Below are 22,572 nucleotides of genomic sequence, written 5' to 3' on the forward strand. Positions count from 1 at the left end.
TTATACTTTTACTTTTGCTAGTTCTGCTTCAAGCTCATTTGTATATTTAGTTTTTTCTTCTTCCTTCCAGCCGAATATACGCTGCATCTCCTCTATAACCGCTTCTTTATAAGTTTCCACTGTTGCGATATTGAAGAACATCGTACCTGTCCGTCTCACAAAGAAATCTTCCGGCTTTGCTACACTCTCATGATGGATGCCATAAAGAAGCTCTGCATAAATCATAGGCGGCAAGCCTTTTGCTTTCTTTGTATAACTTAATACAGTATCAATATTCGTCCCGTATAATCTCGCAAGGCGCTCACTTTCCTTCTCCGTCAGGCCATGAGCCATTCCTTTTTTGATGCTCTGCTGAATATAGGCTTCAAAATGTTTGGAGCCGCTCAAATCTCCTCCGGAAATTGGTATCTTTTTCGTAGTGCATGGTCGGTATGTTTTACCGTATTCACCTTCAAGCTGTTTTACAATCAAATTGACGATTTTTTCAGCCATTTTACGGTATCCTGTCAGTTTTCCACCTGCTATTGTAATAACACCGCCGGCAGATTGCCATATTTCATCCTTGCGGGATATTTCAGAAGGTCCTTTTCCTTCTTCATGAATAAGCGGACGCACCCCAGCCCATGTAGATTCAATATGCTCCTGAGTCAAATTAGTTGTCGGGAACATATAGGCAATAGCTTTTAACAAATAATCAATGTCGGACTGCTCAGCCTTGATGTCTTTCGGATCTCCTTCATAAAATGTATCCGTTGTACCGACATACGCCTTTCCTTCCCGTGGTATCGCGAATACCATTCGCCCATCTTCCGTATCAAAATAAATAGCTTGCTTCAATGGGAAATCGGACTGGTCAAATACAACATGGACACCTTTTGATAAAATCAAATGCTTACCGCTTACTTCTTCGTCCATTTTGCGAACTTCATCCACCCATGGGCCTGCTGCGTTAACTACTTTTCTTGCTTTAAATGTATGGCTTTTACCTGTTAGTTGGTCTTCACCGACAACCTCTTTAAATGCAAGGTTAGTTGTATTGATGCCCACTGCTTTCATGTAATTAAAAAGCACCGCTCCCCGTTCATTAGCAGCCTTCATGACTTCAATTGTGAGGCGGGCATCATCTGTCCGATACTCTACATAGACACCGCCGCCTAAAAGGCCGTCTTTCTTTACAAGCGGCTCTCTCTCCATCGTCTCTTCCTGTGAAAGCATAAAGCGGCGCTCACCTTTTTTCACACCTGCGAGCACATCATATACCTTTAGTCCAAGAGCAGTCGTAAACTTCCCGAATGTTCCTCCCTTATGAAACGGAAGAAGCATCCATACAGGTGTCGTCACATGCGGCCCGTTCTCATAAACGATCGCACGTTCACGACCTAGCTCTGCTACTTCTTTTATTTCGAATTGCTTTAAATATCGAAGTCCGCCATGCACAAGCTTCGTTGAGCGGCTGGATGTCCCCTCAGCAAAATCCTGCATCTCTAGTAACACTACAGATAAGCCCCGTGCAGCTGCATCAAGAGCAATACCTGCTCCTGTAATACCTCCTCCAATAACAAGTAAATCAAATGTTTCATCAGTTGCCCGATCTATTTGTTCGTGACGATTCAGTACTGAAAAATTCATGTGTCATCAATCCTTTCGTCAATTTCCATACATATTGAGCATTCCCTAAATATCCTAAACAAAAACTCATTACTTTTCAGTTTGATGCGCCTATTCAGCCGAATAAAAATAAAAAAGCAGGGAATGTCTTACTTCAACATTTCCTGCTTTTTTATTGTATGATTAAGCTTCGTCTTTTTCGAACTGAATGCCTGTAATATGTACATTCACTTCATTCGTTTCGATCGCTGTCATATTCTGAATCGCTTGTCTGATGGATGTTTGGACGCCTTTAGCTACTTTTGGAATCGAGTAGCCGTATTTTACTGAACAAAATACATCAACCGCAATGAGTCCCTCTTCTGTCATTGAAGCTTTAATGCCTTTTGAATGCACTTTTTTACCAAAGCGCTCTACAACACCAGACGCAAAATTACCGCGCGTCGCAGCTACACCTTCGACCTCCGTAGTCGCAATACCGGCGATGACTTCCAGCACTTCCGAAGCTACTTCGATACGGCCAAGTTCCTCTTTGCCTGTTGGTGTAGGTTGTACAAATGATGTTGGTTGTTTTTCAGCCATAATTAACATCCTCTCTTTACAATTACCGGACAAGTCCGGTCATATACGTCAAATTTCTACTTTCTCGCCCCTTATTATACACCATTTTCCTGTTAATGTGAGATGAAAACCCCGCCTATTTTGAAACTCTCCATTTCTTTTAAAAAGGGATACATACATATGTATCTTCCTAATCACTAAGGGGGAAAGAGTGCTAAATGGAGTGTCTGGAAGCTTACAACCACTAGCAATCAAGCCTCGGTACCTTACGTAAAAGAAAGCTATTTGTAAATAGTTTGGCTGGCAGGAAAAAAGAGCAGGTGAAACCCCCTTTTTAAGGAGGTTCCTCTATGATAAACACGCAGTATTGCGGGAAGCTTCCAACAGGGCAATTTTAGCTGCCCGTTATAAAAAACGGGGGCTGCCATGAAAGTATCTGCTTTCATGACAACCCCCTTCCAGCCGTTATTTAGCTTTTTCAGCTATACCCAATACATCGTTTTCTTCAAGGAACTTCGTATTGAACTTCGCTGATTTGAATACTTCATTGTTCATCAATGCCAGGTGGAATGGAATCGTCGTGTTGATCCCTGGGCCTGATACCTCGAACTCTGAAAGTGCACGGTTCATTTTTGCTATTGCTTCTTCACGCGTGTCCGCATGTACAATAAGCTTTGCCACCATTGAATCATAATACGGCGGGATTGTGTAGCCGGCATATACAGCGGAATCGATCCGTACGCCGTATCCTCCTGGCGTAATGTACGTATCTACTGTACCTGCAGAAGGCATAAAGTTTTTATATGCATTTTCAGCATTAATACGGCACTCGATTGCCCAGCCATTGATTTTGATGTCTTCCTGTTTAAATGGAAGCTCTGCACCTGCAGCGATTTTCAGCTGTTGCTGAACAAGATCTACACCTGTAATCATTTCTGTAACAGGGTGCTCTACCTGGATACGAGTATTCATTTCCATGAAGTAGAATTTGTCATCCTGATAATCATAGATAAACTCGATCGTACCAGCACCTTCATAATTACAAGCCAGCGCAGCTTTAACCGCTGCTTCTCCCATTTCTGCACGGCGTTCTGGTGATAATGCCGGAGATGGCGCTTCCTCTACAAGTTTTTGCATACGGCGTTGCACTGTACAATCGCGTTCGCCAAGATGGACTACATTGCCATGGCTATCTGCCAACACTTGAATTTCACAGTGACGGAAGTATTCAATGAATTTCTCCAAATAGACGCCTGGGTTGCCGAATGCCGCCGCTGCTTCTTTTTGTGTAATTTCAATACCCTTTACAAGGTCTTCTTCCGTCCGGGCAACACGAATCCCTTTACCGCCGCCGCCGGCAGTAGCTTTAATGATGACAGGGTATCCGATTTCGTTTGCCCATTCTTTTGCTGTTGCAATATCGGGAACAATGCCTGTACCAGGAACAAGTGGTACATTTGCTTTTTCCATCTCTGTACGTGCAACATCCTTAATTCCCATGATTTTGATGGAATGTGATGATGGACCGATGAACTTAATTCCGGCGTTTTCACATGCCTCCGCAAAATCAGCATTTTCTGCCAGGAAGCCATAGCCAGGGTGAATGCCGTCAGCACCTGTCTTTTGAGCCACACCTAATACAGCTGGGAAACTTAAATAGGAATCTTTCGATAATTTTGGACCGATACAATATGCTTCATCAGCTAATTTTACATGAAGGGCCTCTGCATCTGCTTCTGAATATACTGCAACTGTTTGAATATCTAGTTCTTTACATGCACGAATGATGCGTACTGCGATTTCACCACGGTTTGCAATCAATACTTTTTTCATGTCAGCAGCGCTCCTTACTCAGGTTTTACTAGGAATAATGGTTGACCGTATTCTACTAATTGTCCGTCTTTAACTAGTATTTCTACAATTTCACCTTTAATTTCAGCTTCAATTTCATTGAATAGTTTCATTGCTTCAACGATACATACGATGGATTCGTCCCCCACTTTGTCCCCTACTTTTACATATGCAGGTGCATCCGGTGATGGAGCTTGATAGAATGTACCTACCATAGGTGAAGTAATTTTGTGAAGATCTGCATCTGCTACTACTGGAGCTGCTGGAGCCGCTTCTTCTTTTGCTTGAGCTGGTGCTGCCGGAGCTGGTGCCGCTGTTTGTTCTACAACAGGAGCTGGTGCCGGAGCTGCAGCCTTAGGTGCCACTATCTCTACAGCACCGCCGTTTTTCTTAAGCTTTACTTTAGAGCCGTCAGCTTCATACACGAACTCATCGATTGAAGAAGCATCCACTAGTTTAATAATTTCACGGATCTCTTGGATTTTGAACATTCGTAACTCTCCCTTGTATGTAATTTTTAAACTACGTTATTTATTTTATAATTAAATCTGCTATTTTGAAATAGATATTTAAAAAATTAAATTAATTGCACATAAGTGAGGTCAAACGCTTACATTTTGTATGCAAAATTGCATCCTCTGCTATATAACACGTTGGCAAGAGATGCAATTTACTTTTTCTATATTTAGTAGTACTTAGGAGAATTATCTACAGATACCTGAATGCTAGAATCAAGTTCCGTCATCACAAGATGAACAATTTCATTCGCCTGCTGTTTTGACATCTCTTCTGACATAACAGTGACATTTACTTTTTTGTCATCAATGCGGACAAGTGCATCTGAATAACCAAGTGATTTAACCAGCATTTCAAGCATCGCCTCATTTGACTCCTGCTCGATCAGTGCATTCATTTCGTCGAATGCAGCGCTTTTTTCTTCAGCCGTATATTCATCCGATGCCATCTTCTGTGTCAGCTGTTCTCTTAATTGACTGCGCTCATTGCTCATTTCCAGACGGAATTCTTCAAATGCATAACTGTCAGTTTGAGTTGTTTCTGCTTCATCCACCCCTGTCAGAATTGCTCCATCCAAGGAATCATCTGTAAAAATAGTAGTAAAGCTAAAATCACCCGGTTTTTCAAATAAATAATAAACTGATATTACTGCTGTTAGACACACTAGTGTCAAAAACCAAACCGTTCTCTTTTTAACTTTCATGAAGCTCCCCCTTTTCCATAGGTAAAATAACGATTCTGTGCGGAGATAATTGGAGGACCGAGCTAACAGTCTGCACCAATTTTCTCTTCACTGAAGGTGATCCTGCCCCTTCGGCAACTATTAAAACCCCTGTGTACGTCGAAGTGTCCTTTTCTGGACTGAATGAAAATAACGATGACTCCTTTGACGCGTCCGTATGCAGATATACGGATACTTGTCCGACACCTTCAATTTTTGCCAGCGTTGCAGCCAGTTGCTCCTCAATCGATTGCTGTTGCGATGGGCTTGAGTCCTGTTTCAGAAGCATAAAACCGACGAGGGCCATGACAAGCAACGCGATTATGTTCGCCTTTTTTGTTGCCACATATTGCTTGCCCCCTTTCTGTCAACTTATCCTATGAGAAATATTGCACCAATATACTTGATATTGCTTGCAATAAATTCAAACATCCATAAAAATATCGCTAGTTTCACAAAGGTAGAAAAATCCTCTTTCCCAAGTATTGCCTGGAGGACGACCGAGAAAAGAATGATATATAACAGTTCCTTCATAGTGATTTCCCCGTTCCGATTTGAACAATGAAAAATAAAATAAGCCAGATCACAATAAACCCGATTGCCAGTACTAGTCCTATCGCACAGAGGATAAAGAGCGTTTTGCCGATGTCATCAAGCAGCTGGCTAATACGGGAATCTACAAACGGTTCGGCAATAGCACCGGCCAGTTTAAATGTAAAAGCTTTGATCAGCAGCGTAGCCGCTGGATAAAAAGACATAAGGACGAGTGCTGTAATGGTTGTAAAGCCAGTAATCGTCGTGGCAGTCGACTGAAAATTTTTCAGCAGAGACATTCCCTCAACTAATAGCGAGCCGATAATTGGGACATTTTGTTCGATGACTTTTTTCAGTGGTGTAGAAAGTGTTTCCTGAATGGAAAAAAAGGCAACACTGGAAAACGTTAATATAGAAGAAAGCAGTAAAATAGAAGCTGCAATAATACTAAATACAGTCTTTCGAATAAGCTCGGCAATTTTTAAGAAGGATACTTGTGGATATAATCTCGTACAAACATCAAAGACAAGCGCCGTAAAGAGTGATGGAATCAGCAGCTTGTCACAAACGTAAACGAGCAGCTGCAAAACAAATACAATCGCCGGGCTCCAGGCAACAAAGGAAATGACCGACTGAACAATAACCAGCACCGTGCTTACTAAAGGAATGAATCCTAAAAAAAAGTGGGAAAACATCGAAGCGAGATCTTTCATTAATGTAAATGCTTCTACCAGGTGCTTTGTGACAATGACAAGAATGAGAAACAGAAAAATAGTTGACAAAAACTGCTTTGATTGCTTGGCCACTCCTTCAATTATCACTATGAGAAGGAATAAAAAAAGCAACATAATCAACATCGATATAGATTCAGTTAGTGGCTTTAATAATGCGGACATAGCATCCCTCTAGCTCAACTTTTGTAATAGCACAGTCAATTGCGACATGGCAGGTTTCAGTTGTTGAATCCACAGTAAAATCAACGATCCCCGAACAGCAATGTCGACTCCTTTTGAAAGCGCCTCATATTCTTGCTCCTCCAATATCGCCTTTATCAACTGATTGAACAGGAGAAGCAGTGCCGTATACAGGATCAGCTTGCTATAAGGAAGAACATTTGTAACGGAAGCAAGCTCTGAAAATAACGGGTAAAGAACAAACTGGTAAACTTGTGTAAGGAACAAGAAAAAGAAAATGATACTAATGATAGAATGAAGCTTTCCCATTGCTCCTTTAATAAAGTTTAAGAGCACCATGCAGACGACAGTGAAAATCAGGTATTTCATATTGAAAAGGAGAGCCATTTCAAGAACTGCGCCAGCTCATCGAAAAACAATTGCAAAAAGCGAATCAGTTCGATTGTCATATATAGATAGGCGATAAAAAACAAAAAAAATGAAAACTCCTTTTTCCCGGTTTGCTCAAAAAATATATGCAGCAGCGCCACAATCAAGCCGACCGCAGCGACCCGTAGTACATCTTGTAACTCCACAGCAACTCTCCCCTCCTCCCGTACCGCAATATATGAAAGGGTAGTTAAAAACAGAACCTTAAACGAAAAACAGCTAGCTGCTTTCTATTAGTTGCTATAATTAATAGGTATTTTTTTATCTCTCTCTTCACTAGGCATAGCAGTATCATTCGTTTTATTGTTTTTTCGTTGCCTATTTTTCTATAAACTTCAAAATATATGGGGGAATATTTGATTTAGCTCTTATTTATTCCTACAATAATGAAAGAATGATCGTTTTTTCCAGAGCAGACTCCATCCGGGGTCCGCTTATATAAGGATTAAACAGTGGGAAAATAGGCGAACACAATGAATAGTCATTGCCTTCGCTTTAAGGAGGAGGAATTTATGTCCATCGATCTACGTAAAAAAACAGTAAAGGTTATTCTAGAAAAAAAGAAGTTACTCGGAGTAAAGGCCCGGGTTGCGTTAGTTCTTGATATTTCGGGGTCTATGCGCAGGCTATACAGTGAGGGGGTTGTTCAGGAGGCTGTTGAGCGTGTACTGGCGGTTGCCAGTCAGTTTGATGATGATGGCATGCTTGATGTCTGGGTGTACGATAATACATTCTCCCGGTTGCCAGCTGTTTCTGAAAAGGATCTGTCTGGATATGTAGAACGTGCCATATTGCAAAATGAGGCTGTTCATAAGTTTGGACGCAATGATGAACCGCTCGTCATGAAGGATGTCGTTAATAAATATGTAAATGAAGAACCTAGCAAAGAGCCGGCTTTCATTATCTTTGTCAACGACGGTGGATGTAGAAGCGGTATAAAAAAATGGATTGTAAGCTCCTCCAACAAGCCTATCTTTTGGCAGTTTGTCGGGATCGGCAACTCAAATTTCGATGTACTTCGCAAATTGGATACGATGGAAGGCCGGGTAGTGGATAACGCAAACTTCTTCCATTTAGAATCACTTGAACATACATCGGATGAAGATCTATACAACTCCTTGCTTGATGAATTTCCTAGCTGGCTTGAAGAAGCAAAGGGACAAGGCATTCTGTCATAATCAATTTAAGTATCTTTCTGTTAATCATTTGGAATCTGGATTCCTCCTGGCTAGCCTGTAACAAGAGGCTTCGGAGAAATGGCCGGATTCCTTTTTTCGGGCGGCTAGCCTTTAGTAAGGGTATTCCTATCACCCGATAATCTCCTAAATTCCCCATCCTGTATACGTCCAGAAAGTCCAGGACTGTAAAATAGTTGTTTCTTATCGACTGTGAGTTTGTGAAACATCCGGTTAATGATTTCCTTATAGGGAACAGGATCATCGTATCATGTATTAAAAGCAGGTACATGTCACTTAAAATACGGCGTTGATCTATATAATAATTCTTCTCTTTCGTTTCTCATTAGATTGTCCACCGTGTTTCAGGACAGTCAAAAATTATACGCAGCACAGCTCACTTCTCTGTTTATTTTTCTCAATTACCAACTAAAAAACACCCGCTGCTAAAGCGGGTGCCGTTCGTTGCATTAAGCATCTTATGCACGGGATACGTAAGAGCCGTCTGTTGTATTGATGATCAATTTGTCGCCTTCATTTACGAAGAATGGTACGTTTACCATTAAGCCTGTTTCCATTTTCGCCGGTTTAGAACCGCCTGAAGCTGTATCGCCTTTAATACCAGGCTCTGTTTCAGCAACAACTAATGTTACTGTGTTCGGTAATTCAATTCCAATCATTTCACCTTGGTATGATTGGATATGCAGTTCCATGTTTTCTAACAAGTATTTTAACTCATCTTCAATTTGTGCAGCTGAAAGAGTTGTTTGATCATAAGACTCCATGTCCATGAATACATGCTCATCGCCTTGTGCGTAAAGGTATTGCATTTTACGGTTTTCCACCATTGCTTTTTCTACTTTTTCTCCGGCACGGAATGTTTTTTCCACTACGTTGCCGTTGCGTAGGTTACGCAATTTAGAACGTACAAAAGCTGCACCTTTTCCTGGTTTTACGTGTTGGAAATCAATTACGCGATATAGGTTTCCTTCCACAAGGATCGTTAAGCCAGTACGGAAATCGTTTACTGAGATCATTTTTATTCCTCCAACTATTATAAGATAATTAATTCCTTCGTCGAATGCGTTAATATTTCATTACCAGTTTCCGTGATTAAAATATCGTCCTCAATACGAACGCCGCCGATGCCAGGCAGGTAAACACCCGGTTCAATTGTAACTGCCATTCCCGGCTCCAGAATCGCTTCTGAACGGAATGATAAACCAGGCCCTTCATGAACTTCCAGACCAATTCCGTGACCAGTCGAGTGACCGAAAGCTTCGCCATAGCCTTTTGATTTTAAATAATCGCGCGCTACTGCGTCTGCTTCGATTCCTGTCATCCCCGGACCTACCTTCTCAAGTGCCAGCAGCTGGGATTCAAGTACAACATTGTACATTTCCACAAGCTTCTCTGAAGGCTGCCCGACAGCTACGGTACGTGTGATGTCTGAAATATAACCGTTATATAATGCACCGAAATCAAGCGTTACAAAATCACCTTTTTCAATGACTTTATCTGTCGCAACACCATGTGGAAGTGCCGAGCGGACTCCACTTGCTACGATGATATCAAAAGATGAGCTTGTAGCACCCTGTTTACGCATGAAAAATTCAAGTTCATTCGACACTTCAAGCTCTGTTCTGCCAGGCTTGATGAAATCCAGAATATGTGTAAATGCATGATCTGCTATTTCACATGCAACCTTAATAATATTAATCTCTTGCTCTGTCTTAATCAAGCGAATTTTTTCAATCAGCCCGGAAACCGGCACGAACTCCGCCTTTACCTCTTTGTTATACAATTCGTACATACCATATGTCATTGCCTCTTTTTCAAAGCCGAGGGTATTAATTTTCATCGTTTCAGCCTGAGCTGCCACCTCTGCGATAATCGTACCTGTATGCTGTACAATGCGGAAATCCTTTACTTGCTCAGCAGCCTGTTCTGTATAACGGAAATCAGTAATAAACACTGCGTCATTTTGAGAGACGAGCGCCACTCCGGCAGTACCGGTAAAGCCTGTCATATAACGACGGTTGTATTCATTAGTGATGAGAATGGCATCCAGCCCCTTCTCGATTAAACTTTCTCTTAATTTTACTAGTTTCATTGTCCCATTCCCCTTATCCTCTTTGTAAAAACTTTCTCATTGCTAATTCATATCCCGCTGTTCCAAGCCCGCAAATCTGGCCTATGCATTCTGCTGCAAGTTTTGATTCATGTCGGAATGTTTCACGTTTATGAATGTTAGAAATATGTACTTCAATGACCGGCACATTCACTGATGCGATAGCATCACGTAAAGCGATGCTTGTGTGCGTATAAGCTCCCGGATTAAAAACAATTCCTTCCACACCACTATCTTCTGCCTCATGAATCCAATCAATTAAGATCCCTTCATGGTTTGACTGTCGGAAATCAATAGCTGCCCCGTATTCTTCTGCCAATAGCCGGCATCTCTCTTTTACATCATCCAGTGTTTCGGAGCCGTAGATTTCCGGCTCACGTTTTCCCAGACGGTTTAAATTCGGACCATTTAAAATAAAAAGCTTCATCCCTCCACCTTCTTTCCCAGCCTATTTCCTTTATTTTATCACAGTCGGCTTGTACGGCAACTCATTTCGTTTGTGCATCTGTGCCCGGTGATAAATAGCGGTATCTGAAAGGAACAGGGATGTTGTCAGCATGACAACAATAAAAGGAATAGATAATTTTTTAAAGGACTTTGCTTCGGCAGGGAGATCATAGATTACCCACTCTGCGACAAATGCTATCGCAAGCCCCAAAAGAATGGCTATCAGAAGTGGTGGAACCATTTGAATATATTGAACGATCATCATGAATGCAAATGAAGCTATATATAATATAACAAAAAGAACAATCCATCGTGTAAGACCATCATCTATACGATGCAAAAATTTTGTAGGATGCCAATTAATCCAGCTGAACATCTGTAGAATCTTTAGCATGACAGTAGTATATAGGCTTCCCGCAATGCTTGTACTATGCACAACTTTAATCATATCATCACCTCTATTACTTCAGCCTATCCAAATCTGCATAATCTATGCAGACAAGTAGTGATTTCTCGAAAAATTTAGTACAATATAAAAGAAAAGATTTTGAGATTAATAGAGAGTGGTGTCAATATTGAGCAAGCAAACACCTGTATATGGGGGGCAAGCACTTCTTGAAGGAGTCATGTTTGCCGGGCAGGATCATATGGTAACTGCCATCCGTCGTAATGACGACTCAATTGATTATTATCATTTGAAAAAAGAGAAGAAGCCTGTTTTTCAAAAACTGAAAAAAATTCCGTTTGTACGCGGAGTAGTGGCACTGATCGAGTCTGCTGGATTCGGTTCGCGTCATTTAGATTTTGCCAGCTCCCGCTACGAGGTCACACCCGGCGAAGAGGAATCGGGAGAAGGCGAGGAAATGAGTAAGCTTCAGATGATTCTCGGTGTAGCAGTAGTTGGGGTTCTATCATTTTTATTCGGTAAATTCATTTTCACCTTGGTACCGATGTTTTTAGCTGAATTTTTAAAGCCTTGGTTTCCCGGTAAAACGGTACAGATCTTACTTGAATCAGGCTTTAAGTTAATTTTACTGCTCGTTTATTTGTATTTTATCTCAATGGCACCGATCATTAAGCGAGTGTTCCAATACCATGGAGCCGAGCATAAAGTCATTAACTGCTACGAAGCAGGTATGCCATTAACAGTTGAAAATGTGCAAAAGCAGTCCCGTCTGCACTACCGATGCGGTTCAAGCTTTATTTTATTTACTGTTATTGTCGGCCTGTTCGTGTACTTCTTCGTGCCTACTGATCCACTTTGGGTCCGTCTTGTATCACGTATTTTACTAATCCCGGTAGTCATCGGCATTTCCTTTGAGGTGCTGCAGGCTACAAATAAACTGCGAAACGTACCGGTTCTTCGCTATCTTGGCTATCCTGGTCTATGGCTGCAGCTGTTGACAACAAAGGAACCGAAAGACGATCAGGTCGAAGTTGCCATCGCCTCATTCAATAAATTGCATGAAGTCGAAAAAAATCCGGAAATCGCCTGCACATTAAACCATAGCTAATCTTAGCTTTTCGGTGAGCAGTGAAATATTTATAACGAACAAATCTTTATCATTATTTTCCTGCTTAAAAAGGGCAGCCCTGCATGAGGGCTGCCCTTTTAGCTTTTTTCAGAAGCCATTCTGACCGACCGATTATTTTAGAATTAACGCATAAATAAAGATACCTGCAAAGGCAATCGTCAAAGCAATAGCATGGGAAAACGAGACTATATAATGACGAAAATCAGATTCATAACGCTTTTCCAATATTCCACGTGTCACTAAAATAATGACAAAGGCAATAAGAACAAAGGCACTCGTTACCAGACCTAATGCTGGTGTTAATAAAAGAACCCCTCCGATACACAGTGCGATAACTGCTAATTCAAATGGCAGCTGCCACTTCGTCTTATAATCATAAAATATTTTTGGCTCACTTGGTCTAATATAGCCTGTCTTCTTTTTTAATACCGGTATAAACATAAATTGATAAAGTGCAACAAGTACAATTAAAAAAATAAATTCCATATAAACACCCTAACTTTCTCTCTTCCCTAAATGTACCACAAAAAGGATTAAGTATGCAAAACCCCCTCTTGATATTCGGTATTCTTTCCTTTTGTTATTTATAGTGGATGTTCTTTATGATGAAGTTCTCTTTAAACAGTAGAATATGTGTTGTTTTTCTCTATTTACATTACTTTTTCACTGCTATATGATTTGAATATTAGATTGCGAGGTTTTAATAATGGATATAGAGCTTCTTTCAGTCATAGCACTTTTCCTGTTTGGTTTTATCGGTGCTTTTATCAATTCAATCGTTGGTGGTGGAGGTCTTATTACTTTACCTGCTCTGCTATTTGTCGGCCTTCCACCTGCCACAGCTATTGCAACAAACAAGCTGGCTGCTTCACTAGGTAATTTCACAAGCATGATGACATTCCTGCGTGCGGGTAAAATTGATGTAAAAATGTTAGGACCGATTGTACCTTTTGTCTTTATCGGTTCAATGCTAGGGGCTTTTACTGTCCATCATGTAGACTCGGAAATCTTACGTCCGCTCGTGCTTATCTTACTGATTGCTGTCCTCATCTATACATCTATAAAAAAGGACTTTGGTAAAGTCAAGGATGTCGGAAAGGTAATTGGCAAGAAGAAGCTCGCGGGACTCCTTCTTTTAATCGGATTAGGGTTTTATGATGGATTTTTCGGACCGGGCACCGGTTCTTTTATGATCTTCGTTTTATTATTTATGGGCTTCAATTTTATCGAGGCTTCAGGCAGCTCAAAACTGCTCAATTTCACAAGTAACCTGGCTGCGCTCATCATGTTCTTATTTTTAGGAGCGGTTAACTTTACATACGGTTTTATTATGGGATTTGCGATGATTTTAGGTGCTTATGTAGGCTCCAAAATTGCTTTGAGCAAAGGGACCGAATTTATACGTGTCCTATTCATCATTGTTACGACCATTTTAATTTTGAAAAACGGTTATGATTATTTCTTTTCCTAGAGGCATTGCCTGTGGTCTCTGATTTCCCTGGAAAACCTTATCATAGTTTTACATGCTGCTCCTGTAGTTGAGATTGATAATTTTTAAACAGATGTTTTAGCTACTCGGACACCTGCCAATCTCTATGATAAAAATTCCATGTTTTTGCAAACAAAAAGGCTACAGGGATTCCCTGTAGCCTCTCTTTTATATTAAAGACCGCATTTTAGCTGTGCGCCGCAGTTCGTACATGTATTGCAGCCGCCCATTTCTTCTACTGTACCTTTTCGGCAGACAGGGCAAGTATTTCCTACCTCTGAGCCGATCGTTACATTCGTTTGGGATAATGGTGCAATTGTATCGACTAATACAACACCGCGTTTTGTTTGTTCTTCCTGCTGTTTCAGTTCTTCAAATTCAAGCTGCTCATCAGAATGAGCTTCTTCTGCTTTTAACGTTAATACTTGCGTATCACGGCTTCCATCTACATAGACCGTACCACCTTTGGCACCACCACGGTACAGACGCTCGTACACCTTCTCTACTTGGTTTACTGTATAGCCTTTTGGTGCATTTACCGTTTTGGAGATAGATGAGTCGATCCAGTTTTGGATAATACATTGGACGTCAGCATGCGCTTCCGGTGAAAGCTCCATTGAAGACACGAACCAATGAGGGAGGTTGTTTTCATCAGCTTCAGGATGTGCAGCTAAATACTCCTGCACAATTTCTGCCTTTACTTCGATGAATTTTCCTAAACGGCCTGAACGGTAGTATGTGAAGCTGAAATATGGCTCCAGCCCAGTTGCAACGCCAACCATTGTGCCAGTTGAACCAGTTGGTGCCACTGTCAGCAGGTGGGAGTTACGAATACCGTTTGCCAAAACACCTTCCCGAATATGTTCCGGCATTTTTTTCATGAATCCTGTTTGGATAAATGCTTCACGCAAACGCTTTGTCTCTTCCTCTGTTTCTCCTTCAAGGAACGGGAAGCTGCCGCGCTCTTTTCCAAGTTCAAGCGATGCTTCATACGCTGCCACAGCAATCGTTTTAAAGATTTCATCTACTAGTTTGTTGCCTTCTTCTGAACCATATTCCTTTTCACAGTAAATAAGCAAGTCGGCAAGACCCATAACGCCAAGACCTACACGACGCTCCCCTAGCGCTTGCTTACGGTTTTCCTCTAAGAAGTATGGTGTTGCATCAATGACATTGTCCTGCATTCTTACGCCGATTTTCACTGTTTGGCGCAGTGCTTCATAATCGACAGATTTTGATTCTTTTATAGCAAACTGCGCTAAGTTAACAGCAGCTAGGTTACATACACTGTACGGAGCTAACGGCTGTTCACCACACGGATTTGTCGCAACTACTTGCTGGCCGTATGCTTTGGCATTCGTCATGTCATTTGCATTATCGATGAAGAAAATTCCTGGCTCTGCCGCGTATGTAGCACATACATTAATCAAGTTCCAAAGTTCACGCGCTTTGATTTTACGGTAAACACGAACATTGTAGCCAAGTTTTTCCCATTCGCGCACATCGCCTACTTTATGCCATTCCTCGTTATAGACATCCATTTCAGCCGGTGAATAATTCGCTACATCAGGGAAGCGCAGCTCATAATCCAAGTCATTTTCAACAGCATGCATGAAGTCATTCGTCAATGTGACTGAGATGTTAGCCCCTGTCAGGAAGTCAGGATTATGGACTGAATACGTACCGCCATCCCGAAGTTTCGCTTCTGCCTCACGGATAATTGTTTCATCAAATCCGCCCATACCCGGAATGTTTTTATAGTTTACGATACCTTGATACATCGCTTCATCCTGCAATGTTAAAGGCTTGAATTTCAATTTTTCTTTCGCCAGACGAATAATGGACTCGTCCGTTGTATTTTCAATCAAATAACGAAGAATTCGCGGGTTCTGCATTTTCGAAATGATAAATTCTACGATATCTGGGTGCCAATCTGCCAGCATAATCATTTGCGCTCCACGACGCGAACCGCCCTGCTCAACCAGGTGTGTCAGTTTCGCAATGTCGTCAAGCCAGCTGACTGATCCGGAAGATTTACCGTTTACTCCACGGGCAAGTGTATTTCTTGGTCGAAGTGTGGAACCGTTCGTTCCGACACCGCCTCCGCGGCTCATGATTTCCATTACCTGCTTGCGGTGATCACTGATTCCTTCACGGGAATCAGGTACAAATGGCATTACATAGCAATTGAAGAATGTGACATCTGTTTCAGAGCCCGCACCGTAAATAACACGGCCGGCTGGAATAAATTTCAGGTCAACAAGCTGCTCATAAAATTTTTCAAACCATTCTTTTCTTGCCTTTTCTGTTTTTTCTACGGCGGCTAAGCCTGTCGCATTACGTTTTGCAATTTGCTCGTAATAAATTTCAAGCGGTTTTTCAATAATATCTAATGAACGAGTAATAATACCTGTTGCTTGTTCTTGGTCGTCTTCCAACACATGGCGGAAATCTTCTTCAATCAAGATTGCGGCTTTTTTACCTTCCTTATCAATCGATTGAATGATGCCGAGACCGCGTGCAGGAAATTTGGGATCTTCCTTTACCGTCAGTACAACAAAGTCCCCCGGCTTTAACGTTTTCTTCTCCGTATCCTTAAATGAATAACGGTCAATCATCACAAGACGTGATACACCTTTATGCGTAATATGCATATCTGGCGTAATCGGATGCACTTGCGGGAATTGCTCAATATCTTTATTGAGCTGATCTACTTGGATGGTCTGCTCCAACACATTTGCCATCACCTTAGCCCCCTTTATCATTATAAAGCTTTCTCAATCTGTACCCGCAAAAACGGAAATCAAACACAAGATATTGTGTTTGATTTATACGCTCTGAACTATATATGGGTACATTTTATACACTTTTAAAAGATTACAACAGATTTTTTTTTCAAACAAGGGCTTGATTTTTTTTTATTTTTAGGAACCGTCCATATATCAACGTTTCTTAAACTAAAATTTTTTTCAAACAAACGTTCCTACTTTTTGAAATTCCAGGCATCATTCGCATATTTTTCTTTTTCCAATTGTTCTATATATGCTAATTGCTCTTTTGATAATTCGTAAGGAACTAATTCAATGCCTAAAGCATGCTGAAAACCGTTTTTAAACGCCTCTATACACTGTTCAACTGTAAAAGGCTTATCTACCAGCCTGTTCATTGCCACAGCCTTCTCAGGCAGCTTTTTACGCATTTTTTCACGGGCTTCCTCATTTGCAAATTGAAATAAGGATAATAATTTTTCTTCATCTAAATCCAATAAAATAGCCCCGTGCTGTAGTATGACACCTTTTTGGCGCGTTTGGGCACTTCCTGCTACTTTCTTTCCTTCTACAACAAGCTCATACCAGCTCGGTGCATCAAAACAAACTGCACTTTTCGGTTTCTTTAGATCTTCCTGCTTTTCTTCTGTATCCGGTACGCTGAAATAAGCATCTAACCCGAGATTGCGGAATCCAAGAAGCAACCCTTCGCTTAACACGCGATATGCCTCTGTCACGGTTTTTGGCATATTGGGGTAGCCCTCTTCGACAATAATGGAATAGGTAAGCTCATATTCATGTAATACTGCACGTCCACCTGTAGGTCTTCTAACGAACCCTAATCCTTGACGCTGAACTTCTTCAAAATTTATATCTTTATGTACTTGTTGGAAATAACCAATCGATAATGTCGCGGGATTCCATTCATAAAAACGGATTACCGGAGGAATAAGTTTCTCGCTATGCCAATTTAACAGCGCCTCATCCATCGCCATATTAAAAGAAGGGCTGCAAGGCCCGGAGTTGATAAAATACCATTGTTTCATTTTGTGCCTCCATAAAGTATTTAGTTTACTTACTCGACTAACGTCCTGTTCTCTTTTATAATATACCTGATAGATAGAAAGGGGAAATAATAACGTGCAAGTATTAATTACCATCGCCATCATCCTAGGAGTCATTATCGCCTATGTGTTGATCAATTCATTCCGTTTAAAAAAGGCCGTGACAGGTTTGACACAGGAAGAATTCATCAAAGGCTACCGTAAAGCGCAATTAATTGATCTTAGAGAACCAAAAGAATTCGAAGCTGGTCATATTCTAGGCGCACGCAATGTCCCAATGACGCAGATGAAACAGCGACATAAAGAAATCCGGCCGGACTTGCCAGTATACCTGTACTGTCAAAACACAGGTCGCAGTGCACGTGCTGCTTTAATGCTGAAGAAAAAAGGCTATAATCAAATTTACCAATTACAAGGCGGCTTTAAAACTTGGACAGGTAAAGTAAAATCGAAAGCATAGCATATGGAGAGCTCCCATTGGGGGCTTTTTTCTATGGCCGCCAGTTCTATTGCATGAATGAACTGTCGATCACTGCGTCTCTTCTCGCTTTATCACATTTTATTGTCGAAGCCCTGTTAGAAAAGAGAAGATTCATTGACAAATTTTTTAAGTTTCTTCTTATATAATATAAAACGCTATGAAGTCAAACATTTTGCTCCTCCGTTTTTCAAACAAAATACGTTATTTTTCATAAAAAAACGCACAGAGCAAGCCCTGTGCGTTTTATTTACTTAGCATTTCCCAGTGATATGACACTTATTTTTAAGCTTGCTTTGTATAGCGAAGTACTGGTGTACGGGCAGCTCGTGTTTCATCCAATCGGGATATAACTGTTGTATGAGGAGCCTCCTGGACGATTTCAGGTGTTGCTTCCGCTTCTTTGGCAATTTGAATCATGGCATCACAGAATGCATCCAATGTTTCTTTTGACTCTGTCTCTGTCGGCTCGATCATGATGCCCTCCTCCACATTCAGCGGGAAGTAAACAGTCGGTGGATGATAGCCAAAGTCTAGCAGACGCTTCGCAATATCAAGTGTGCGTACACCAAGCTTCTTCTGGCGGCGCCCTGATAGAACAAACTCATGCTTACAATGACGGTTATACGGCAGGTCAAAATACTCTTCAAGGCGACGCATCATATAGTTTGCATTTAACACAGCATATTCCGTCACGGCTTTAAGCCCGTCTGGACCCATTGTACGGATATACGTATAGGCACGTACATTGATACCAAAGTTGCCGTAGTATGGTTTAACTCGACCGATTGATTGTGGACGTTCGTAATCAAAATGATATTTTCCTTCCTCTGTTTTAACAAGAACTGGCTTTGGAAGGAATGGAATTAACTCGGCCTTCACACCAACAGGACCAGAACCGGGGCCGCCTCCGCCATGCGGACCTGTGAATGTTTTATGAAGGTTTAAATGGACGCAGTCAAAGCCCATGTCCCCAGGGCGTGCCTTGGACATAACAGCATTTAAATTGGCCCCGTCATAGTATACTTTACCACCGACACCATGAATAATTTCGGCCATTTCTAAAATATTCTCTTCGAATAATCCTAATGTATTGGGATTTGTCAGCATTAATGCTGCTGTATCCTCTCCGACAACCCGGCGAAGATCATCTAAATCTACAAGGCCGTCTTCATTTGATTTTACGGTAATTGTCTCAAAGCCCGCTACTGTAGCAGAAGCAGGATTTGTACCATGGGCAGAGTCAGGCACAATCACTTTATTGCGGTGCCCTTCCCCATTTGCTTCGTGGAACGCACGGATCATCATAAGAGCCGTCCATTCACCATGGGCGCCGGCTGCCGGTTGGAGTGTTACTTCATCCATCCCAGTAATTTCTACAAGGGATTGCTGTAGATCATATAAAAGTTCCATTGCTCCTTGCACAGAATCTTCGTCCTGAAGAGGATGGATATTAGCAAAACCATTATAGCGTGCTACATTTTCATTGATTTTCGGATTATATTTCATCGTACAAGAGCCAAGAGGATAGAAGCCTGAATCCACCCCGTGATTTCTGCGAGATAATGCTGTATAGTGACGCATAATATCAAGCTCTGATACTTCCGGCAGTTCTGCAGCCTCCTCACGGATATAGCCGGCAGGTAAAAGCTCCCCTAAATCAATATCCGGTACATCCAGCGGCTCAAGATTATAACCGATGCGCCCTTCTTTTGTTATTTCAAAAATTAATGGTTGGTTTTCGTGACTCATTGTAATGCCCCCATTTCTGCTACTAACGCATCGATTTCCTCTTTTGTACGCAGTTCAGTGACAGCGATCAATGCATGATTGGCCATTTCTGGATCTACACGCCCTAAATCGAACCCGCCGATGATGCCCTTTTCCAGCAGTCCTTTATTTATTTCTGTTACTGATCTATTAGTTTTCACGACAATTTCATTGAAATGAGCGCCCTGGAACGGAACAGTAAACCCAGCGCTTTCAAATGCATTTTTTGCATAGCGCGTTTTTACGATATTTTGTTTAGCCATGTCCCGTACGCCCTGCTTACCTAGCGCCGTCATTCCCACTGAAGCCGCAAGCGCAAGTAAAGCTTGGTTCGAACAAATATTAGAAGTTGCCTTATCACGGCGAATATGCTGTTCGCGTGCCTGTAATGTTAATACATAACCACGGCGTCCCTCTTGGTCTACTGTCTCACCTACAAGGCGCCCAGGCACTTTACGCATTAACTTTGTTGTTACAGCAAAGAAGCCGCAGTGCGGACCCCCAAAGTTCTCAGAAATACCAAACGGTTGTGCATCTCCAGCTACAATATCAGCTCCTAATTTACCAGGAGGCGTCAATACACCAAGTGCCAATGGATTAGCAGATACGATAAATAATCCTTTGTGATCATGCGCAATTTCACCCATCAATTTCAAATCTTCAATTTGTCCATAAAAATTCGGATACTGAACGATTACCGCAGCTGTTTGATCATCCATCAGGTCTTTTAAAGCCTCTATATCAGTTACCCCATTTTTTGTTGGGATCGTTACTACTTCAATTGACTGGCCATATGCATATGTTGTCACAACATCCTTATATTCCGGATGTACTGACCCGGAGACAAGCAGTTTTTTCCGTTTCGTATGCCCAGCAGCAAGCATACCTGCCTCTGCAAGTGCTGTCCCGCCGTCATACATAGATGAATTCGCTAAATCCATTCCTGTCAGCTCTGCAATCATTGTTTGGAATTCGAATATTGCTTGTAGTTCACCTTGCGAGATTTCCGGCTGATACGGTGTATAAGCTGTGTAAAATTCTGAACGAGAAATGACATGGTCAACAATTACCGGCTTATAATGGTTGTATACACCAGCTCCTAAGAAGGATACATTATTTGTCGTATCAGCATTTTTGGCTGCCAGTGCTGCAAGCTCTTTCATTAAAGCAGCTTCAGATTTTGCCTCTTTTATATTGTATAACCCTTGGAATCGGACCTTTTCTGGAATATCAGAAAATAGTTCATCAATCGAAGAAACGCCAATCGTTTCCAGCATTTCTTTTTGATCTTGTTCCGTCATTGGTAAATAACGATGTTTCATGTTTGACCCTCTTTTCTAGTTTTTTACACGCTTATAAAATGGTGTTTCTACCACAACCGCCGGAATAAGCTTTCCGCGGATTTCAATCTCTACTTCCGTGCCAATTACGGCTTTGGAAGTCTCAAGTAATGCTAAACCGATATTCCGTTTTGTCATCGGTGACTGGGTACCAGTTGTTACTTCACCAATTTCCCGGCCATCTTTGAAAACTTTATAGCCATGACGCGGAATACCTTTACCTATCATTTCCACTCCTGCGAGCTTGCGTTTTAACCCTTCTTCCTTTTGGACAGCCAGAGCCTCTCGTCCGATAAAGTCAGTAGTCAGCTTTACCGCAAAACCAATCCCCGCTTCTAGAGGTGTGATGTCTTTTGATAATTCCTGGCCATACAGCGGCAGGCAGGCTTCAAAGCGCAGCGTATCCCGGGCCCCAAGTCCAGCAGGGACCGCGCCTTTTTCTTTACCTGCTTCCAAAATTTTATCCCATAGGTCAATAATCGCTTCCGGCTGGCCGTAGATTTCAAATCCGTCTTCTCCTGTATAGCCGCTGCGGGATACTAATACGTTATGTCCTGCGATATCCACATTGTCTTTGAATTTAAAGTATTTAATATCGTTTAATTTTTCTGACGTTAATGTTTGCAGGATTTCTTCTGCTAACGGGCCTTGCAGCGCAATTTGGGCATACTCGTCTGATTTATTTATAATGTCTACATCTCCACTTTTTTGAGAGAGCATCCACTCATAATCCTTTTCAATATTAGCGGCATTCACACACAGCAGGTATCGATTATCATCTAGACAATAGACTAGTAAATCATCCACAACTCCGCCTGTTTCATAGCACATCGCATTATACTGGGCACTGCCAATTTGGATTTTAGAAATATCATTTGATAAAAGTTTTTGTAAATATGCCGAGGCATCCGGTCCTTCTACAAAAATTTCACCCATATGGGAAACATCGAAAAGCCCTGCACGGTTCCGTACTGCTTCATGCTCCTCTTTTATAGAAGAAAACTGTACAGGTAACTCCCAGCCGCCAAAATCAATTGTTTTTCCACCATATTTGCTATATGAATCAAATAGTGGTGTGCGTTTTAAATCGCTCATAAAAATCCTCCTTCGATGTAGGTCGTTCAAAAACTTGTTACGTTGTTCAGGCCACTCTTAATTATCTTACATTGTGGAATGGAAAATAGTTTTCTCCATCAAAAAAGGACAGACGAATCCCTTGATTGGAATTCTCTGTCCTTGCA

Annotated in this window: 24 protein-coding genes; 4 read left to right on the plus strand and 20 right to left on the minus strand. The window is 41.5% G+C overall.

Going from position 1 to position 22,572, the window contains the following annotated elements; translation table 11 throughout:
• The 10 genes from BOD01S_RS06465 to BOD01S_RS06505 form a co-directional block, all read right to left on the minus strand.
• Positions 1–1,629 (minus strand): glycerol-3-phosphate dehydrogenase/oxidase, encoded by a 1,629-nt coding sequence (locus BOD01S_RS06465; RefSeq protein WP_036158154.1) that lies wholly within the window; start codon positions 1,627–1,629, stop codon positions 1–3.
• A gap of 162 nt (positions 1,630–1,791) precedes the next feature.
• Entirely contained in the window at positions 1,792–2,190 is a 399-nt protein-coding gene (locus tag BOD01S_RS06470; protein ID WP_036158151.1) for an Asp23/Gls24 family envelope stress response protein, read from the minus strand.
• A 444-nt stretch (positions 2,191–2,634) separates the two neighbouring features.
• Positions 2,635–4,002 (minus strand): acetyl-CoA carboxylase biotin carboxylase subunit, encoded by a 1,368-nt coding sequence (gene accC, locus BOD01S_RS06475; RefSeq protein ID WP_036158148.1) that lies wholly within the window; start codon positions 4,000–4,002, stop codon positions 2,635–2,637.
• A gap of 14 nt (positions 4,003–4,016) precedes the next feature.
• Positions 4,017–4,511 carry an acetyl-CoA carboxylase biotin carboxyl carrier protein gene (accB, locus tag BOD01S_RS06480; protein ID WP_036158146.1) on the minus strand — a complete coding sequence of 165 codons (495 nt, stop codon included), beginning with the start codon at positions 4,509–4,511 and terminating at the stop codon, positions 4,017–4,019.
• 194 nt (positions 4,512–4,705) lie between these two features.
• Positions 4,706–5,239: a SpoIIIAH-like family protein gene (locus BOD01S_RS06485; RefSeq protein ID WP_036158144.1), complete on the minus strand. Its 534-nt coding sequence runs from the start codon at positions 5,237–5,239 to the stop codon at positions 4,706–4,708.
• On the minus strand, positions 5,229–5,603 hold the full coding sequence (locus BOD01S_RS06490) for a hypothetical protein (protein ID WP_036158141.1): 375 nt from the start codon (positions 5,601–5,603) through the stop codon (positions 5,229–5,231). Before BOD01S_RS06490 ends, BOD01S_RS06485 begins: the two co-directional genes overlap by 11 nt.
• A gap of 26 nt (positions 5,604–5,629) precedes the next feature.
• Positions 5,630–5,791 carry a hypothetical protein gene (locus tag BOD01S_RS22880; RefSeq protein WP_156117061.1) on the minus strand — a complete coding sequence of 54 codons (162 nt, stop codon included), beginning with the start codon at positions 5,789–5,791 and terminating at the stop codon, positions 5,630–5,632.
• Positions 5,788–6,687, minus strand: a complete 900-nt coding sequence (locus BOD01S_RS06495; protein WP_036158137.1) for a stage III sporulation protein AE — start codon at positions 6,685–6,687, stop codon at positions 5,788–5,790. Before BOD01S_RS06495 ends, BOD01S_RS22880 begins: the two co-directional genes overlap by 4 nt.
• A 9-nt stretch (positions 6,688–6,696) precedes the next feature.
• Positions 6,697–7,074, minus strand: coding sequence for a hypothetical protein (locus tag BOD01S_RS06500; RefSeq protein WP_036158135.1), 378 nt, complete (start codon positions 7,072–7,074; stop codon positions 6,697–6,699).
• The gene (locus tag BOD01S_RS06505) at positions 7,071–7,280 is read right to left on the minus strand and encodes an HAD family hydrolase (protein WP_036158132.1); all 210 of its coding nucleotides are present in this window, start codon (positions 7,278–7,280) and stop codon (positions 7,071–7,073) included. The genes BOD01S_RS06500 and BOD01S_RS06505 overlap by 4 nt, the downstream gene beginning before the upstream one ends.
• A gap of 366 nt (positions 7,281–7,646) precedes the next feature.
• On the opposite strand from BOD01S_RS06505, the gene BOD01S_RS06510 reads away from it, so the two are divergent.
• Positions 7,647–8,312, plus strand: a complete 666-nt coding sequence (locus BOD01S_RS06510; protein ID WP_036158130.1) for a vWA domain-containing protein — start codon at positions 7,647–7,649, stop codon at positions 8,310–8,312.
• Positions 8,313–8,788: 476 nt separating this feature from the next.
• Here the strand turns inward: BOD01S_RS06510 and efp are convergent, their stop codons facing one another.
• From efp to BOD01S_RS06530, 4 genes are read right to left on the minus strand one after another with little or no spacing between them, the layout of a single operon-like run.
• The gene (gene efp / locus BOD01S_RS06515) at positions 8,789–9,346 is read right to left on the minus strand and encodes an elongation factor P (protein WP_036158126.1); all 558 of its coding nucleotides are present in this window, start codon (positions 9,344–9,346) and stop codon (positions 8,789–8,791) included.
• Positions 9,347–9,363: 17 nt separating this feature from the next.
• The gene (locus tag BOD01S_RS06520) at positions 9,364–10,422 is read right to left on the minus strand and encodes a M24 family metallopeptidase (RefSeq protein ID WP_036158123.1); all 1,059 of its coding nucleotides are present in this window, start codon (positions 10,420–10,422) and stop codon (positions 9,364–9,366) included.
• Positions 10,423–10,435: 13 nt separating this feature from the next.
• Positions 10,436–10,867, minus strand: coding sequence for a type II 3-dehydroquinate dehydratase (gene aroQ, locus BOD01S_RS06525; protein WP_036158119.1), 432 nt, complete (start codon positions 10,865–10,867; stop codon positions 10,436–10,438).
• 30 nt (positions 10,868–10,897) lie between these two features.
• Positions 10,898–11,335 (minus strand): hypothetical protein, encoded by a 438-nt coding sequence (locus tag BOD01S_RS06530; RefSeq protein ID WP_036158115.1) that lies wholly within the window; start codon positions 11,333–11,335, stop codon positions 10,898–10,900.
• Positions 11,336–11,462: 127 nt separating this feature from the next.
• Here BOD01S_RS06530 and BOD01S_RS06535 point away from each other — a divergent pair, with 127 nt between their 5' ends.
• Positions 11,463–12,401, plus strand: coding sequence for a DUF1385 domain-containing protein (locus BOD01S_RS06535; RefSeq protein WP_036158111.1), 939 nt, complete (start codon positions 11,463–11,465; stop codon positions 12,399–12,401).
• Positions 12,402–12,533: 132 nt separating this feature from the next.
• Here BOD01S_RS06535 and BOD01S_RS06540 read toward each other — a convergent pair whose 3' ends face one another.
• Positions 12,534–12,908, minus strand: coding sequence for a DUF4181 domain-containing protein (locus tag BOD01S_RS06540; protein ID WP_036158108.1), 375 nt, complete (start codon positions 12,906–12,908; stop codon positions 12,534–12,536).
• 220 nt (positions 12,909–13,128) lie between these two features.
• Between BOD01S_RS06540 and BOD01S_RS06545 the strand changes: the two genes are divergently transcribed.
• Positions 13,129–13,893 carry a TSUP family transporter gene (locus BOD01S_RS06545; RefSeq protein WP_036158105.1) on the plus strand — a complete coding sequence of 255 codons (765 nt, stop codon included), beginning with the start codon at positions 13,129–13,131 and terminating at the stop codon, positions 13,891–13,893.
• 191 nt (positions 13,894–14,084) lie between these two features.
• Here the strand turns inward: BOD01S_RS06545 and BOD01S_RS06550 are convergent, their stop codons facing one another.
• Both BOD01S_RS06550 and BOD01S_RS06555 read right to left on the minus strand, forming a co-directional pair.
• A complete protein-coding gene (locus BOD01S_RS06550; protein WP_036158102.1) occupies positions 14,085–16,655 on the minus strand; it encodes a vitamin B12-dependent ribonucleotide reductase in 2,571 nt (856 codons plus the stop codon).
• A gap of 239 nt (positions 16,656–16,894) precedes the next feature.
• Positions 16,895–17,725 (minus strand): lipoate--protein ligase family protein, encoded by an 831-nt coding sequence (locus BOD01S_RS06555; RefSeq protein ID WP_036158098.1) that lies wholly within the window; start codon positions 17,723–17,725, stop codon positions 16,895–16,897.
• 94 nt (positions 17,726–17,819) lie between these two features.
• On the opposite strand from BOD01S_RS06555, the gene BOD01S_RS06560 reads away from it, so the two are divergent.
• On the plus strand, positions 17,820–18,203 hold the full coding sequence (locus BOD01S_RS06560; RefSeq protein ID WP_036158095.1) for a rhodanese-like domain-containing protein: 384 nt from the start codon (positions 17,820–17,822) through the stop codon (positions 18,201–18,203).
• Positions 18,204–18,506: 303 nt separating this feature from the next.
• Here BOD01S_RS06560 and gcvPB read toward each other — a convergent pair whose 3' ends face one another.
• Genes gcvPB through gcvT form a run of 3 tightly spaced genes read right to left on the minus strand, consistent with a single transcriptional unit; the run spans position 18,507 to position 22,426 of the window.
• The gene (gene gcvPB, locus BOD01S_RS06565; RefSeq protein ID WP_036158092.1) at positions 18,507–19,973 is read right to left on the minus strand and encodes an aminomethyl-transferring glycine dehydrogenase subunit GcvPB; all 1,467 of its coding nucleotides are present in this window, start codon (positions 19,971–19,973) and stop codon (positions 18,507–18,509) included.
• Positions 19,970–21,313, minus strand: coding sequence for an aminomethyl-transferring glycine dehydrogenase subunit GcvPA (gene gcvPA, locus BOD01S_RS06570; RefSeq protein WP_036158088.1), 1,344 nt, complete (start codon positions 21,311–21,313; stop codon positions 19,970–19,972). The genes gcvPB and gcvPA overlap by 4 nt, the downstream gene beginning before the upstream one ends.
• A 15-nt stretch (positions 21,314–21,328) precedes the next feature.
• A complete protein-coding gene (gene gcvT / locus BOD01S_RS06575; protein WP_036158086.1) occupies positions 21,329–22,426 on the minus strand; it encodes a glycine cleavage system aminomethyltransferase GcvT in 1,098 nt (365 codons plus the stop codon).
• Positions 22,427–22,572 lie beyond the last annotated feature (146 nt).

Source organism: Lysinibacillus odysseyi 34hs-1 = NBRC 100172, assembly GCF_001591965.1.
In the GTDB taxonomy this organism is placed as follows: domain Bacteria; phylum Bacillota; class Bacilli; order Bacillales_A; family Planococcaceae; genus Lysinibacillus_B; species Lysinibacillus_B odysseyi.